The organism is Chromohalobacter sp., assembly GCF_039830575.1.
In the GTDB taxonomy this organism is placed as follows: Bacteria; Pseudomonadota; Gammaproteobacteria; order Pseudomonadales; family Halomonadaceae; genus Chromohalobacter; species Chromohalobacter israelensis.
In genome coordinates, this window is record NZ_JBDOOX010000005.1 from 12,431 (window position 1) to 27,961 (window position 15,531).

The window sequence follows — 15,531 nt, forward strand, 5'->3', positions numbered from 1 at the left end:
TGCCATGACGGATAGGCTGCTTGGCGTGTTGACCGGCGATGTCGTCGGCTCGCGCCGCATCACCGACCGACAACGGCTCGACGAGGCGCTGGATACCACCCTGGCGTTGCTGGAACGGCAGTTCGGCGCCCATGTGGATCGCTACCGTGGCGACGGCTTTCAGGTGGCGCTGCGCGATCCTGGCGAGGCCATGACGGCGGCCGTTCTGGCGCGCGCCGCATTGCTGCGTTATTCGCCCTCGCGGCGCGACGTCTGGGATGCGCGCATTGCCGTGGGCATCGGGTACGGTCATCTGCCCGAAGCGCCACATATCGCCTCGGCGGACGGCGATGCCTTCGTGCGCTCGGGACAGGCCCTGGACCGCTTGAGCGAAAGCGACGAACGGCTCGCCCTGGTACTGCCGCAGCCCGACGACGATCTGGCCCTGCTGACCCGGTTCGCCGATGTCATCCTCCAGGGGTGGACGCACAACGCCGCCGAGGTCGTGTACTGGCAATTGCGGCATCCCGAGACCCAGCAGGCCCTGGCGACGCGCCTGGGCCGGGCCCAGTCGACCATTCACCAACGCTTGAGCGCCGCACGCTGGCCACTGATACAGGACTATCTGGCGCATGTCGGCGAGCGGCTCAACGCTCTCATGGAGACCATGCGATGACCGGCGCTCCCTTCACCGGGCTGTTGTTGCTGCTGCTTGCGCACCTGGCGGGCGACTTTCTTCTGCAAAGCGCGGCCTGGGTGCACGACAAGCAGGTGCGCGGCCACCGCTCGACGGCGCTTTATCTGCATGCCGGCATTCACGGCGGGCTGGCCTGGCTGGCGCTCCTCGTCGGGGGACAGCCCGTCGGCGCGGCCATCCTGGGCGCGGCCTTCATCACCGTGACGCATTTCGGCATCGATGTGCTCAAGAGCCAGGCACCCAGCGAGCGGATCGGCTATTTCATCGCCGACCAGGCACTGCATGTCGGGGTGCTGGTCCTGACCTGGCTGTGGCTGACCGGCGACGCGGCATGGCTGGCGCTCGCCACTGGCTGGCTGCTGCGCCCCGAGGTCCTGCTGGTGGCGCTGGCCTATGGCGTCGTCATGCGTCCCTTCTCGATCCTCATCGCCATGATCATGCGACGCTGGAGCCACGGCGTGGACAACAGCGGCACCCTGGCCGACGCCGGTGCGCGCATCGGCATGCTCGAGCGCTTTCTGGTGCTGACCTTCGTGCTCGCCGACCAGCTGGTGCCCATCGGCTTTCTGCTCGCCGCCAAGTCCGTGCTGCGTTTCGGCGATCTGCGCGAGGATCGCGACCGCAAGCTCACCGAGTACGTGCTGCTGGGCACCATGCTGAGCTTCTCGTTGACCATCACGCTGGGCATACTGGTCGCACAGTGGCTTCACGCGATGTGAGCGGCCGATGATGAAGCGGGACGAGGACGGCGAGTGAGGACAGGCGTGGACGTGAGAGCGGCAAGACAGGCGACGCGGCGAGACCGGCCACGCCGCCCGAGCCTGGGCCTGGCACGCAAGGGCTGGCTGTGGGCGATGCCCTGCCTGCTGGCGCTGACGGCCTGCGCCGCGCCCACGCTGGAATCCCGCGATGGCTATCAGGTCGATCGCCGCTACACCGCGCCCGGACAGAGCAGCCGGGTGCGTCATCTGGTGCTGCATTACACGGACAGCGACGCTCGGCGCTCGCTGTCGACCTTGACCGGCCCCCACGTCAGTGCGCATTACGTGCTGACCCGGGAGGCGCCGAAGGTCTATCAACTGGTCGACGAGTCGCGGCGCGCCTGGCATGCCGGGGCCAGTGCCTGGCACTCCCGCACCAATCTCAACGACACCTCCATCGGCATCGAGGTCGTCAATCGCGGCCCCTACCAGACACCGGCGGGACGCGCCTGGACGCCCTACCCTTCAGCGCAGATCGACACCCTCATCGCGCTGGCGCGGGATATCGTCGCGCGCCACGCCATCGACCCCGTGGACGTGGTCGGCCACGCCGACATCGCACCGCGGCGCAAGATCGACCCCGGCCCACGCTTCCCCTGGTATCGCCTGTATCGAGCCGGCATCGGCGCCTGGCCGGAGACAGCGCGCGTCCTGGCCTACCAGAGACGTTTCATGAAGGACCCGCCCTCGCTCACCCAATGGCAGCGTGCGCTGGCGGCATACGGCTATCCCGTGGCGGTCACCGGCCGCTTCGACGCGCTCACCCATGACACCTTGCGCGCGTTTCAGATGCACTTTCGCCCCACGCGCCATGACGGCTATCCGGATGCGCACAGCGCGGCCATTCTCTGGGCATTGCTGGAGAAATATCGGCCCGAGGCTTTGAGTGATCTCCGCTCTCCATCCAACATCAATGGATAGCAGCGGCAAGATGCAAGCGAGGGTCATTCGTCAGGGATGACGAATGTAGCGCCCAGGGAAGGGGTTATCGCGCCCTCGCGGCAGCTTGCCGCTGATCATCGTGGCAACCCATCGCGCTTCACCTTGACTAGAGCTGCGGGTAATGAATCACGTCGTGAAAGCGCGCCGCTCGCTCGCCGACATTGCGATAGCCATGCTCGCGGTCGGCGGCGAAGCGGCGCGCCTCACCCGGCCGGAGGGCTTCCCAGCGACCGTCGAGCGCCAGTTCCAGAGTGCCGTCGAGCATCACCACGTGCTCGACGACGCCCGGTTCGTGCGGTGACGACTCGCTGCAGGCCCCCGGCGCCAGTTCGATCAGGAACATCTCGAAGCGCAGGCGTGGATCGAAGGCGAAAAGCGGCGTGACCGTCATGCCGGCGGCGGCATCTTCCAGCACCGTGGGCGCGGCCTCGCCATTGGGGACGATGCCCTGGACCGAGGCCTGTTCGAAGAACAGCGAGAACGACACGCGGAAACCGCCGGCGATTTTCCACAGCGTGGCCACCGTGGGACTGGACTCGCCGCGCTCGATCTGCCCCAGCATGGCCTTGCTGACCCCGGTCGCGCGCGCGGCACGATCGAGACTCCAGCCTTGCGCGCCGCGCAGCGTCTTGAGCGTCGCGGCGATATGAGCGGTTGGATCCTGCATATGGGGCCTCGTCCTTAGCCGGTTCGCTGATGCATCCCTACCTGCGTGGTTCCCCTTCTCATTGTACGCCATCATCGGCGCTGCTATCGTGCGTTATAACGCACAATGCAAAAACCTCTCGTTCCATTATCGGCAAGGAGCCGCCATGCAAGCGCCGTCAGCGTTACGCGATCTCTCCGTCTCGGCGCTGGTGGCGGGGTTCGTGGCCGTACTGGTGAGCTATGCCAGCTCGGCGGCGATCGTCTTTCAGGCCGCGGAAGCGGCAGGCGCCAGCCCCGCGCAGATCGGCGGCTGGTTGAGCACGCTGGGATTGGGCATGGGCGTCACCTCGCTGGGCCTGTCGCTTGTCTACCGCACGCCCATTCTCACCGCCTGGTCGACGCCCGGGGCGGCACTGCTGGCCACGAGTCTGGGCGACTACACGCTCGCCGAGGCCATCGGGATATTCATGTTCTCGGGCGCCCTGGTGCTGGCCTGCGGCATCACCGGCCTCTTCGCTCGCCTGATGGCCCGCATTCCCCACGCCATCGCCGCCGCCATGCTCGCCGGCGTCCTGCTGCGCTTCGGGCTCGAGGCCTTCGCCGCCCTGGACGACGCTTTCGTACTGGTCGGCGCCATGTGCGCCGCGTACCTGCTCGGCCGACGCCTGTGGCCGCGTTTCGCCGTCCTGGGCGTGCTCGCCACGGGCCTGGCCATCGCCGGCGTTCAGGGCGAGATCGACACGGCCCGGGCCTCCGTGACCCTCGCCATGCCCGCGCCGATCATGCCCGAATTCACGCTTGCCTCGCTCATCGGCGTGGGCGTGCCGCTGTTCGTGGTCAGCATGGCCTCGCAGAACGCGCCGGGGGTGGCGACCTTGCGGGCCGCCGGCTATGCGCCGCCCATTTCGCCGCTCATCGCGGTGACCGGGCTCGCCACGCTCGTGCTGGCACCGCTGGGCGGGTTCTCGATCTGCCTGGCGGCGATCACCGCCGCCATCTGCATGGGGCCCGAGGCGCACCCCGCCCCCGAACGGCGCTACATGGCGGCGGCCTGTGCCGGCGGCTTCTATCTGCTGGCGGGCGTCTTCGGCGGGTCCATCGGCACCTTGTTCGATGCCCTGCCCCAGGCGTTGATCGTGGCCATCGCCGGGCTGGCGCTGCTGACCACCATCGGCGGCAGTCTGCATAACGCCCTGCACGATGCCCGCCAGCGCGACGCGGCGCTGGTCACCTTCCTGATCACCGCCTCCGGGGTCAGCTTGCTGGGTGTCGGCGCCGCCTTCTGGGGGCTCGTCGGCGGCCTGCTGACGCAGGGCATGCTGGGTGCCACGCGACGGGCGTGACACCCGCCGTCAGGGCCTAGCCGGTGTTGCGAAGCCCCGCCGCAATCCCCGCCATCGTCACCATCAACGCCCGCGACAGCTCGGGACTGATCGCGCCATCGGCGTCGCGGTTACGCTGCAGCAGTTCCGCCTGCAGTCCGTGCAAGGGGTCGATATAGGGATTGCGCACCTCGATGGCCTGACGAATCAGCGGCGTATGCTCGAGCAGCGTATCCTGATCGAGGATATCCAGCAGCACGGTTTCCAGCCGCGACAGGCGCTCGCGGAGCGACTTGCCCAGCGCCTGCAGCGCCGGCTCGTCGACCAGACGCCGTTCGTAATAGGCGGCGATGTCCGGGTCGGCCTTGGCCAGCAGCATCTCGAGCATGTCCAGATAGGTGCCGAAGAACGGCCAGCGTGCGCGCATGTCGCGCAGGCGCTCGCGCCCGCCGGGCTCGTCGAGACGGGTGGCGAACGCCTCGCCGCTGCCCAGCCAGGCCGGCAGCATCAGCCGGGTCTGGGTCCAGGCGAAGATCCAGGGAATGGCGCGCAGCGATTCCACCCCGCCCTCCTGGCGGCGCTTCGCCGGTCGCGACCCCAGCGGCAGGCGGCCGAGCGCGCTTTCCGGCGTCACCGAGCGGAAATAGGGCACGAAATCGGGGTCCTCGCGCACCACGCCGACATAGGCGCGATGGGCGATGTCGGACAGGCGATCCATTTCCTCGCGCCAGACCGGTTCGGGGTCGGGCGGCGGCAGCAGCGTGGCTTCGAGCACCGCGCAGGCATAGATTTCCATCGAGCGCAGGGCGATGTCCGGCTGGCCGAACTTGAAGCGAATCATCTCGCCCTGCTCGGTGACCCGCAGGCTGCCGTTCACCGAGCCCGGTGGCTGCGAGAGGATGGCGGCATGCGCCGGACCGCCGCCACGCCCCACCGTGCCGCCGCGCCCGTGGAACAGCGTCAGCGCCACGTCGTGCTGGCGGCAGATGCCCACCAGCTGTTCCTGAGCGCGGTACTGGGCCCAGGCGGCGGCCAGCTGGCCGGCGTCCTTGGCGGAGTCCGAGTAGCCGATCATGACTTCCTGACCGTCGCCGGCCATGCGGCGGTAACCGGGCAGCGACAGAAGGCGCTCGATGACGTCACCGGCACGGTTGAGGTCGTCGAGGGTCTCGAACAGCGGCGCGATGGGCAGCTGCAGGTCGCCGCCGACTTCTTTCATCAACAGCGCCACCGCCAGCACGTCGGACGGTTGCCCCGCCATGGAGATCACGTAGGTGCCCAGCGCTTCGCGGTGCTCGCGGGCGATGACCCGGAAGGTGTCGATCACCTCGCGGGTTTCCGCCGAGCAGTCCCAGCGCCGGGGAATCAGCGGACGCGGCGACTCCAGCTCCTCGAGCAGGAAATCCTGGCGCTGGGCCTCGTCCCAGTCGCGATAGTGCCCCAGTCCGAGGCAGTCGCTGAGTTCGTCGAAGACCTGGGCGTGGCGCCCGGCTTCCTGGCGGATGTCGAGCTTGGTCAACGACACGCCGAAGACCGCCACGCGCCGCAGGGTGTCAAGCAAGGCCCCGTTGGCGATGGTGTCCAGGCCCACGTCGCACAGCGAGCGATAGCAGGACAGCAACGGCGCATACAGCTGGTCGCGGGTTTCGATGATCGCTACGTTGCTGTCGAAGGGCCGCCCGTCGAGGCGGGCCTTGGCCCAGTCGCGCGTGGCCTCGACCCTGGCCAGCAGCCGCTTGAGCAATGCCCGGTAAGGCTCGGGGTCGCTGCCCACCTCGGCGCGCAGGGCACCGTTGGCCTTCCACATGGAAAGCTCGGACTTGAGACGCAGCAGGTCGCGGGCGTAGAGATCCGCGGCCATCCAGCGTCCCAGCAGCAGGACTTCCTCGGTGACCCGCGCGGTGACGTTGGGATTGCCGTCGCGGTCGCCGCCCATCCACGACGCAAACCGCAGCGGCGCGGCGTCCAGCGGCAAGCGCTCCCCGGCGGAGGCCAGCAGCAGATCGTCGAGTTCGCGGTGGAAGTCGGGTACCGCCTGCCACAGCGAGTTCTCGATCACCGCGAAGCCCCACTTGGCCTCGTCCACCGGGGTCGGGCGCTCGTGACGAATCTCGTCGGTGTGCCAGGCCTGGCTGATCAATTCCTCGAGCCGCCCTCGGGCACGTGCGGCGATCTCCTCGCGCTCGGTGGCGCCTTCCATGGTGGTCAGGCATTCGTCGATGGCATCGTACTTGCGGATCAGGGTACGCCGGATGACCTCGGTGGGATGCGCGGTGAGCACCAGCTCCACGCGCATGGCGGCCAGCGTCTCGACCAGCTTGCGCGGGGCGTGACCGGCGCCGCGGATGCGCTCGAGCAGCTCGCCCAGGTCGGGCTGGGTGCCGGGCTTGTAGTCCTCGACGCGGCGGAAGCGGGCCCGGTAATGCTGCTCGGCGATGTTGGAGAAGTTGAGGAACTGGTTGAAGGCGCGCGTCACCGGCAACAGGTCCTTCTCCGGCAGCGCGCGGAGGTATTCGATCAGTTCACGGCGGCTTTCGCTGTCGTCCTGGCGTCCGCGCTTGGCCAGGCCACGAATGGTCTCGATCTTGTCGACGAAACCATCGCCCAGGTCGTCGGCGATGGTGCGCCCCAGGCTATCGCCGAGGATGCGGACGTTGTCGCGCAGCGATTCATGCAAGTCGTGACTCATGATGCCCTCCGTGATGGCGACGATGGCAAGTCGTTGTTTTGAAGCGTGGTTGTTTTGAAAAGCCGTTGTCCTGACTACGTTACTCGGGCTCGGCGATGCCCACAACGCATGCCACGCTCAGGCGTTGCTGGTTTCGCTTTCCTTGGCGGCTTGCCAGTGGCGTTCCATCTCGTCGAGGCTGGCCGCCTCGAGGCCGCCCGCCTTGGCCGACAGGGCCTGCTCGACATGGCGAAAGCGCCGCTCGAACTTGAGGTTGGCATGCCGCAATGCCTGCTCGGGGTCGATATCGAAACGTCTGGCCAGGTTGGTCACGGCGAACAGCAAATCGCCGATTTCCTCGCGCACGTGCACGGCATCGCCGTCACGCACCGCCTCCTCGACCTCGGCGAGTTCCTCACGCACCTTGGCGAACACGCCCTGGTCGTCGGGCCAGTCGAAGCCGACCCGGGCGGCGCGCTTGGACAGCTTGGTGCCGCGAGACAGCGCCGGCAGGGACGCGGGGACGTCGTCGAGCACCGACACCGCCTCGCGGGTTTCGCGTTCGCGGGCCTTGAGGGCTTCCCAGCGCGTCTTGACGTCCGTCGTTTCCACTTCCTCGGCCGGCACGCCGGCGGGACGCCGCGAGGCCAGCGTCCCCTCGGGAAACACATGTGGATGCCGGGCGACCATCTTGGCGGTCACCGCGTCGACGACGTCATGGAAATCGAAGCGCTGCTCCTCGCGCGCGAACTGGCTGTAATACACCACCTGGAAGAGCAGGTCCCCCAGCTCGCCGGGCAGTTCGTCGAAGGCACGCCGTTCGATGGCATCGGCCACTTCATAGGCCTCTTCCAGGGTATGCGGGACGATGCTCTGCCAGTCTTGCTTGACGTCCCACGGGCACCCCTGGGCCGGGTCGCGCAGGACCGCCATCAGGGTCAACAGATCGTCGAGATCGTAACGCGTTCGCGCGTCGCTCATGCCTGCTTGCCTCCTCCGCTGCGCAGCCGCTTGACGTCGATGACGTTGGGCAGTTGCTGAATCCGCGAAAAGATACGCTCCAGCGCCTCGAGTCCCTCGACTTCCAGGGTGATCTTCATGCGCGCCAGGTTGTCGTGCTTGTCGGTGAGCGTGTTGACCGACAGCACGTTGATGCGGTCGCCCGTGAGGATGTGCGTGACGTCGCGCAACAGCCCCGAGCGATCCCAGGCCTCGATCTCGATGTCCACCGGGTACTGGGCGCTGGCGTTGCCCCACTCCACGTCGACGATGCGACGCGGCTCCTCGGCGCGCAACTGCAGGATGTTGGGACAATCCTGGCGGTGAATGGTGACGCCGCGCCCCTGGGTGATGTAGCCGACGATCTGATCGCCGGGCACCGGATGGCAGCAGTTGGCCATCGAGGTCTTGAGATTGCCGACGCCGAGCACGGTGATGTCGTCCACCGCCTCCTTCGTGGTCCGCCGCGGCTTGGCCAGCAGGCGGTCGAGCTGCTCCTGGTCGTCGGTATCGCCGAAGAGCTGCTGCGCCTGATGCAGCACCTGACCGATACGCAGGTCGCCGGCGCCGATGGCGGCGTACATGTCGTCGACCGTCTGGTAATTGACGGCCTGCGCCAGGGCGTCGAAATCCACGCCCTCGATGTCCAGGCGCCGGAACGCCTTCTCGAACAAGGTGCGCCCTTCCTCGAGGTTCTGGCTGCGCGCCTGATACTTGAACCATGACTGGATCTTGGCCCGCGCCCGCGAGGTCTTGACGTAGCCCAGGTTGGGGTTGAGCCAGTCGCGACTCGGCCCGCCCTTGGTGGCGGTCAGGATCTCGACCTGCTGGCCGGTCTCGAGGCGATAGGTCAGCGGCACGATGCGCCCGTCGACCTTGGCCCCGCGGCAGCGGTGCCCGATCTCGGTGTGCACGCGGTAGGCGAAGTCGATGGGCGTGGCGACCTTGGGCATGTCGATGACATGGCCGTCCGGCGTGAAGACGTAGATGCGGTCCGGCGCCACGTCGCTGGAGAGCCCTTCGCGCAGATCGCCCAGCTCGCCGACCTCTTCCTGCCATTCCAGCACCTGACGCAGCCAGGCGATCTTTTCTTCGTAGCTGCGGCTTTTGGAGTCGACGTCGTGGCCCTTGTAGCGCCAGTGGGCGCATACCCCGAGCTCGGCCTCCTCGTGCATGGAGAAGGTGCGGATCTGGATCTCCAGCACCTTGTTCTCCGGACCGATCACCGCGGTATGCAGCGACTGATAGCCGTTGCGCTTGGGATTGGCGATGTAGTCGTCGAACTCGTGCGGCACGTGGTGCCAGCGCGAATGCACGATGCCCAGCGCGGTATAGCAATCGGCGACTTCCGGCACCAGGATGCGCACCGCGCGCACGTCATACACCTGGGAGAAGTCGATGTGCTTGCGCTGCATCTTGCGCCAGATCGAATAGATGTGCTTGGCACGCCCGTCGACGTCGTAGGGGGCGATGCCCTGCTGGTCGAGGAGCCCCTTGAGGGTCTCCACCACGTCGTGAATGTAGCGGTCGCGGTCGAGGCGCTTCTCGGCCAGCTGCTTGGCGATGGCCTTGTAGTCGTCCTCCTGCAGGTAGCGGAACGACAGGTCCTCGAGCTCCCACTTGAGCTGCCCGATGCCCAGGCGGTGGGCCAGCGGCGCGTAGATGTCGAAGACCTCGCGGGCCACGCGCAGGCGCTTTTCGCGCGGGGCGTCGCGCACCATGCGCAAGGCGCAAGTACGCTCGGCGATCTTGATCAGGGCCACGCGCACGTCGTCGACCATGGCCACCAGCATCTTGCGCAGGTTTTCCTGCTGGTTGTGCTGTGACAGGCCCTGGCGGGGCGCCTGCAGCTGGCTGATCGCCGCCATGTGCAGGACGCCGTCGATCAGCGAGGCCACCTCGGCGCCGAAGCGCTTCTCGATGGCTTCCAGCGTGATCAGTCCCTCGCGTACCGCGCGATACAGCACGGCCGCCTCGAGAATCGCCTGATCGAGCTTGAGCTCGCCCAGGATATCGGCCATTTCCAGGCCGGTGCGAAAGCTCGAGGCCGGCTCCGCCCAGTTGTGGTGAGGCTTTTCCGCGTTGTACGCCAGGTGCCGGGCCAGCTCGCAGGCCTCGCGCAACTCCTCGACATCGCGCAGCGCGACATCGTCCTGGAGGCGCTTGAGCCACAATGCGATATCGACCTCGCCGGTCTGCGTCAACGGCTGGTCTTCACGGACCTTGACCATGATCTTCCCTTTCTACGGATGTGGACCGACCGCGCGGCGTGTCGCGGGTCAGTAGCAGCATCGATTCCAAATGCGCGGTGTGTGGAAACATGTCGGCCAGCGCGGCGCGCTGGATACGGTAGCCGCCTTGCACAAGGCGTGCCGCATCGCGTGCCAGCGCCGCGGGATCGCAGGAGACGTAGAGCAGCGTCGTCACCGGACTGTCGGCGAGCGCGCGGCACAGGGCCTCCGCCCCGCCGCGCGGCGGGTCCATGATCACCCAGTCGACCGCCGCGACATCCGGTACCTGGGTGGCCAGGTCGGCCTGTTGTGCACCGACCTGGTGCAGCCCGGCGCGACGTGCATTGTCGGCGAGACGCTCGACCATCGCGGGACTGCCCTCGATGCCGGTGATCGACGCGACGCGGGGCGCCAGCGCGAGCGTGAAGTTGCCCACGCCGGCGAACAGATCGAGGACGCGCTCTTCCCCGCGTGGCGCGAGCCAGGCCAGGGCCGTGCGCACCAGGCGGGCATTTACGTCGGCGTTGATCTGCAGGAAATCGCCCGGCACGCAACCGAGCGACAGCGTGGTGTCGTCCAGTGCCAGGGTGACATGCAGGGCCTCGCCGCGCGGCGCGTGCAGCCAGCGCAACGTCGGCGTCTCGCGTCCCACCCGCCAGGCCAGGGTGACATCGTGCTCGGCGGCGAACCGGCGCCAGCGGGCTTCGTCGCCGGGCACCTCGCGGAGCTGACGCACCACCACGCAAGCGCCCTCGGCGGTGGCGATCAACTCGATGTGCCCCACGCGCCGGGGCGCTTCCAGCTGCACCAGGCATGCACGCAGCGGCGCGATCAGCCGTGACAGCACGGGCTCGAGCACCACGCAGCTGTCGATATCGATCAAGTGCTCGCTGCCCCGGGCGCGAAACCCCAGGTGCGGCGTACCTTCGGCATCGCATTTGACGCCCAGGCGCGCCCGGCGCCGGTATGCCAGCCCTTCGCCGGCCAGCACCTCTATCTCGGGCAGGGTCAGGCCCTGACGGGTGAACAGCTCGTCCAGCGTGCGGCGCTTGTGCTCGCGCTGCGCCTCGAGGTCGAGATGCTGCAGGTCGCAGCCGCCGCAGCGCCCGTAATACGCACAAGGCGGCGTCGCCCGCTCGGGAGACGTCGCCAGGCGCTCGACGACGTGCGCCTCGTCGAAGCGCTTGCGTTGACGATGCACGGCGACCCGTACCCGTTCGCCGGGCAGGGCCTGGTCCACGAAGACGGTCTTGCCGTGCGGGTCGCGCGCCACGCCGCGCCCATCGTGCGCCAGGCGCTCGATGGACAGGCCGTCGGCAGTCGCGTCGTCGCGCCGTGTTGCCGACCCGCGCTCCCGACGCACGCGTTCGTTGGCGGTGCGCGGTGGACGACGTTTGCCCAGCATCGCCATCTCAGCGCTCCGGGGCGAACAGGCCGGTGGACAGGTAACGGTCGCCACGGTCGCAGACGATGAACACGATCACCGCGTTTTCCACCTGCTCGGCGATCCGCAGCGCCCCCGCCAGCGCGCCGCCGGAGGAGACGCCCGCCAGGATGCCTTCCTTGCGGGCGAGCAGGCGCATGTGCTCCTCGGCTTCCTGCTGGCCGATATCCAGCGTGACATCGACCCGCGAGGCATCGAAGATGCTCGGCAGGTATTCGCGCGGCCAGCGGCGGATACCGGCGATGCTCGCACCGTCGGCAGGCTGCAGGCCGACGATCTGAATGTCGGCACGCTGCTCCTTGAGGTAGCGCGACGTGCCCATGATGGTGCCGGTGGTGCCCATCGAGCTGACGAAATGCGTTATCCGGCCGCCGGTCTGTTCCCAGATTTCCGGTCCGGTGGTGCGATAGTGCGACAACGGGTTGTCCGGATTGGCGAACTGGTTGAGCGGTTTCCCCTCGCCGCGCGCGATCATCTCGTCGGCCAGGTCGCGGGCGCCTTCCATGCCCGCCTCCTTGGTCACCTCGATCAACTGCGCGCCGTAGGCCGCCATGGCCTGCTTGCGCTCGCTGGAGGCGCTTTCCGGCATGATCAGCACCATGTGGTAGCCCTTGACCGCCGCCGCCATGGCCAGCGCGATCCCGGTGTTGCCCGAGGTCGCTTCGATCAGGGTGTCGCCGGGGCGGATCTCGCCACGCGCCTCGGCCTCGCCGAGCATCGACAGGGCCGGTCGATCCTTGACCGAACCGGCCGGGTTGTTGCCTTCCAGCTTGGCCAGTAGCGTGTTGTTGCGCCCTGCCTGAAGCCGCGTCAAACGCACCAGCGGCGTGTGACCGACCGCATCCGCGAGAGTGGGGAATTGCATGGGTTCATCCTTTACTGGCACGACGAACGCCGTTACGTCTCGCGTGACCGGCACACGGCGTTTCGGCACTCATCCGTCGGGTGTTCGATGCCCCTGATTATATCCGGGACGGCCCGTCGGCGACAGGCGAACCCGGCGAGTGTGGCATACTGCCGGCGGGGAAAACGAAGGGAACGTCGGAATGTCGCTACGACTGCGCTTATTGCTGTTGCTGCTGGGCCTGCCCCTGAGCGTGGGGCTGATCTACGGCGCCTACGATATCTACATGGAGCGCCAGCAGGTACGCCAGGCGCTGGTGACACGCATCGCCGATGTCACCGCGGCCCTGGCACCCGCCGTCTCGCTGGTCCTGGAAGAGGGACGGGACGACCACCTGCGGCGACTCGCCCAGCGTCTGCTGGACATCGACGAGGTCGCTGCCGTCAGCGTGCGCGCTGCCGACGGCGACGCCGTGCTCAGCCTGGGGGAAACCCAGCCCGCCCCCGCGCTGCCCATGCCCGACCGGAGTGCGCTGCAGGAAGCCGAGACGCGCTGGCGCTGGCTCCAGCCGCTGGGGTCCCCGGCGGAGATACGAGGAAACGCCGGCACCGCGTATTGGCTCGACGTCGACCTGGGCACCACGGCGCTGACGCTGACGTTCTACCGGCAACTGGCCAGCCACGGCATGGCCGGCCTGGTGCTCGGCCTGGTGCTGTTTCTGATCGCCTATCCCCTGAGCCGCCGGCTCACGGCGCCGCTGCAACGGCACATCACGTTGCTCGAGCGTCTCCACGGCGGCGATTTCAGTGCGCGCCTGACACCGCGCGGCTCGCGCGAGCTGGTCACGCTGGGCCACCAGCTCAACGCCCTGGGCGAGCAGATGATGCGCCAGCGCGAGGATACCCAGGCGCAGATCGACCAGACCACCTTCGACCTGCGCGAGTCGATGGAAACCATCGAAGTCAAGAACATCGAGCTCGACATGGCTCACCGGCGCGCCCTGGAAGCCAACCGCATCAAGTCCCAGTTCCTGGCCAACATCAGCCATGAAATCCGCACGCCGCTCAACGGCATCATCGGCTTCTGCCAGCTGCTCGGCCGCAGCGCCCTGGACAGCCGCCAGCGGGAATGGCTCGAACAGGTGCAGACGGCCTCGGACAACCTGCTGTCGCTGATCAGCGATGTGCTGGATTTCTCCAAGATCGAGGCCGGCAAGCTCGAGCTGGAAACCGTGCCGGTGGACATGGTGACGCTGGTCGATGAAGTGCTGGGGCTCCAGGCCCCTACCGCGCAACGCAAGAGCCTGCACCTGCTCGGACTGGTCTACGACGACGTGCCCGATCAATTGCTGGGCGATCCCCTGCGCATCAAGCAGATACTCACCAATCTGGTCAACAACGCCGTCAAGTTCACCGAGCGCGGCGAGGTCGTGGTGCGCGTCATGCTCGACGACCTCAATGCCACCAGTTCCAAGCTGCGCATCAGCGTGCGCGACACCGGCATCGGGCTCGACCTGCCGAGCCGCGAGCGGCTCTTTCAAGCCTTCAGCCAGGGCGATGCCAGCCGCTCGCGCAAGTACGGCGGCACTGGCCTCGGGCTGATGATCAGCAAGCGCCTGGTCGAACAGATGGGCGGCGATATCGACGTCGAAAGCGAAAGCGGTGAAGGCACGACCTTCACCTTCACTCTGACGTTGATCGCCACCCAGCAGCGCGAGCGCCTCCCCGAGGTGAACCTGAGCGGCTGTCGCATCGGGCTGTTCGAGGCCCATCCCGCCAGTCGCCATGCCCTGACCCACCTGCTCGAACGCTGGCACGCCCAGGTCGTGCCCCTGAGCTCCCGCGAGGCGTGTTCGAGCTCGACGCCGGATCTCGACCTGCTGGTGCTGGGGTTGACCCAGGACGACCTGCGGCCGCGCGAGATCAGTGCCTGGCGTGACGTTCTCGATCACTGCAAATGCCCCGGCCTGCTGCTGGTCAACGCCGATCCCTTCGAGATCCCCGACCTGGCCTTGCCCCACGGCGGCGAGATCACCACCAAGCCGGTCTCGCGGCGCAGCCTGGGCAACGCGCTGAGCGCCCTGCTGCTGGCGGACGACGTCCCCAGCGCCCTGCCCGCCCCGAACGGCGGCGTCTCGCCGCGCAAGGTGCTGGTGGTCGACGACACGCCGTCCAACCGCCTGCTGGTCAAGGAGCTGTTGCAGGATCGCGGCCTGACGCCGTTGCTGGCCGGCAGCGGCGAGGAAGCCCTGGCCATGGCGCAGAGCGAGCCCGTGGCCCTGGTGCTGATGGATATTCAAATGCCGGGGATGAACGGCGTGGAGACCATGCGGGCACTGCGCGACCTGGGCGACGAGTGGCAGCGCTGCCCCATCGTGGCGCTGACCGCGCATGCCCTGGAGGAAGAACGCCAGCAGCTGTTGCGCGACGGCATGAGCGACTGTCTGATCAAGCCGATTCGCGAACCCGCGCTCGATGCCATGCTCGAGCGTCACCTGGCCGATGCTCCCGGCCAGGACACGCCGGTGGCGCCTGCCGGCACCGCCTCTGACGTGGTCACCGGCGCGGCGACACCCGCCCCCACGACGTCCTCCGAGTCGGCTCCCCACGAGCCGGCGACGTCCGTCACGGAGGACGAGACCGCCAGCGAGGAGCTACCGGTGGTCGACATGCAGCTGGGAATTCGCATGGCGGGCGGCCGGGAGAACCTGGCCAACGACATGCTGGGCCTGCTGTTCGAGCATCTGGACGACAGCGAACGCGCGATCCACGAAGCGTGGATCGCGCAGGATGCGGAGGCCTTTCACGAACACGTCCACCGCCTCAATGGCGCCTGCCGCTACTGTGGCGTGCCGCAGCTGGCCCTCCTGGCGGAGACCCTGGAAACACGCTTCAAGGCTCAGGGGCTGGACGGCTGTCGGGAACTCTACCCGGCGCTCCAGGCCGCGATCGAGCGCCTGCGCGAATGGCAGGCGCGACACTGGTCGACGCCCTGAG

The 15,531-nt window shown here is 67.8% G+C and carries 11 protein-coding genes; 5 read left to right on the forward strand and 6 right to left on the reverse strand.

Annotation, left to right across the window (positions count from 1 at the left end):
• Positions 1-4: 4 nt before the first annotated feature.
• From ABGX75_RS03180 to ABGX75_RS03190, 3 genes are read left to right on the forward strand one after another with little or no spacing between them, the layout of a single operon-like run.
• Positions 5-655, forward strand: a complete 651-nt coding sequence (locus ABGX75_RS03180) for a hypothetical protein (protein ID WP_347410975.1) — start codon at positions 5-7, stop codon at positions 653-655.
• Positions 652-1,395 (forward strand): DUF3307 domain-containing protein, encoded by a 744-nt coding sequence (locus ABGX75_RS03185; protein WP_347410974.1) that lies wholly within the window; start codon positions 652-654, stop codon positions 1,393-1,395. Before ABGX75_RS03180 ends, ABGX75_RS03185 begins: the two co-directional genes overlap by 4 nt.
• 51 nt (positions 1,396-1,446) lie before the next feature.
• Complete coding sequence (locus tag ABGX75_RS03190) at positions 1,447-2,358, forward strand: N-acetylmuramoyl-L-alanine amidase (protein ID WP_347410973.1); 912 nt, start codon at positions 1,447-1,449, stop codon at positions 2,356-2,358.
• 127 nt (positions 2,359-2,485) lie between these two features.
• Here ABGX75_RS03190 and ABGX75_RS03195 read toward each other — a convergent pair whose 3' ends face one another.
• A complete protein-coding gene (locus tag ABGX75_RS03195) occupies positions 2,486-3,046 on the reverse strand; it encodes a helix-turn-helix domain-containing protein (RefSeq protein ID WP_011506941.1) in 561 nt (186 codons plus the stop codon).
• 145 nt (positions 3,047-3,191) lie between these two features.
• Between ABGX75_RS03195 and ABGX75_RS03200 the strand changes: the two genes are divergently transcribed.
• Positions 3,192-4,370: a benzoate/H(+) symporter BenE family transporter gene (locus ABGX75_RS03200; protein WP_347410972.1), complete on the forward strand. Its 1,179-nt coding sequence runs from the start codon at positions 3,192-3,194 to the stop codon at positions 4,368-4,370.
• Positions 4,371-4,386: 16 nt separating this feature from the next.
• On the opposite strand, the gene ppc is transcribed toward ABGX75_RS03200, so the two are convergent.
• From ppc to cysM, 5 genes are all read right to left on the reverse strand, one after another.
• Positions 4,387-7,038, reverse strand: a complete 2,652-nt coding sequence (ppc, locus tag ABGX75_RS03205; protein WP_011506939.1) for a phosphoenolpyruvate carboxylase — start codon at positions 7,036-7,038, stop codon at positions 4,387-4,389.
• Between the two features lie 117 nt (positions 7,039-7,155).
• Complete coding sequence (gene mazG / locus ABGX75_RS03210; protein ID WP_347410971.1) at positions 7,156-7,998, reverse strand: nucleoside triphosphate pyrophosphohydrolase; 843 nt, start codon at positions 7,996-7,998, stop codon at positions 7,156-7,158.
• A complete protein-coding gene (gene relA, locus ABGX75_RS03215; protein ID WP_179153605.1) occupies positions 7,995-10,247 on the reverse strand; it encodes a GTP diphosphokinase in 2,253 nt (750 codons plus the stop codon). The genes mazG and relA overlap by 4 nt, the downstream gene beginning before the upstream one ends.
• On the reverse strand, positions 10,231-11,658 hold the full coding sequence (locus tag ABGX75_RS03220; protein WP_035412549.1) for a 23S rRNA (uracil(1939)-C(5))-methyltransferase: 1,428 nt from the start codon (positions 11,656-11,658) through the stop codon (positions 10,231-10,233). The genes relA and ABGX75_RS03220 overlap by 17 nt, the downstream gene beginning before the upstream one ends.
• A 1-nt stretch (position 11,659) precedes the next feature.
• Positions 11,660-12,556 (reverse strand): cysteine synthase CysM, encoded by an 897-nt coding sequence (gene cysM / locus ABGX75_RS03225; RefSeq protein ID WP_035412547.1) that lies wholly within the window; start codon positions 12,554-12,556, stop codon positions 11,660-11,662.
• A gap of 181 nt (positions 12,557-12,737) precedes the next feature.
• Here cysM and ABGX75_RS03230 point away from each other — a divergent pair, with 181 nt between their 5' ends.
• Positions 12,738-15,530, forward strand: a complete 2,793-nt coding sequence (locus ABGX75_RS03230; RefSeq protein WP_347410970.1) for an ATP-binding protein — start codon at positions 12,738-12,740, stop codon at positions 15,528-15,530.
• Position 15,531 lies beyond the last annotated feature (1 nt).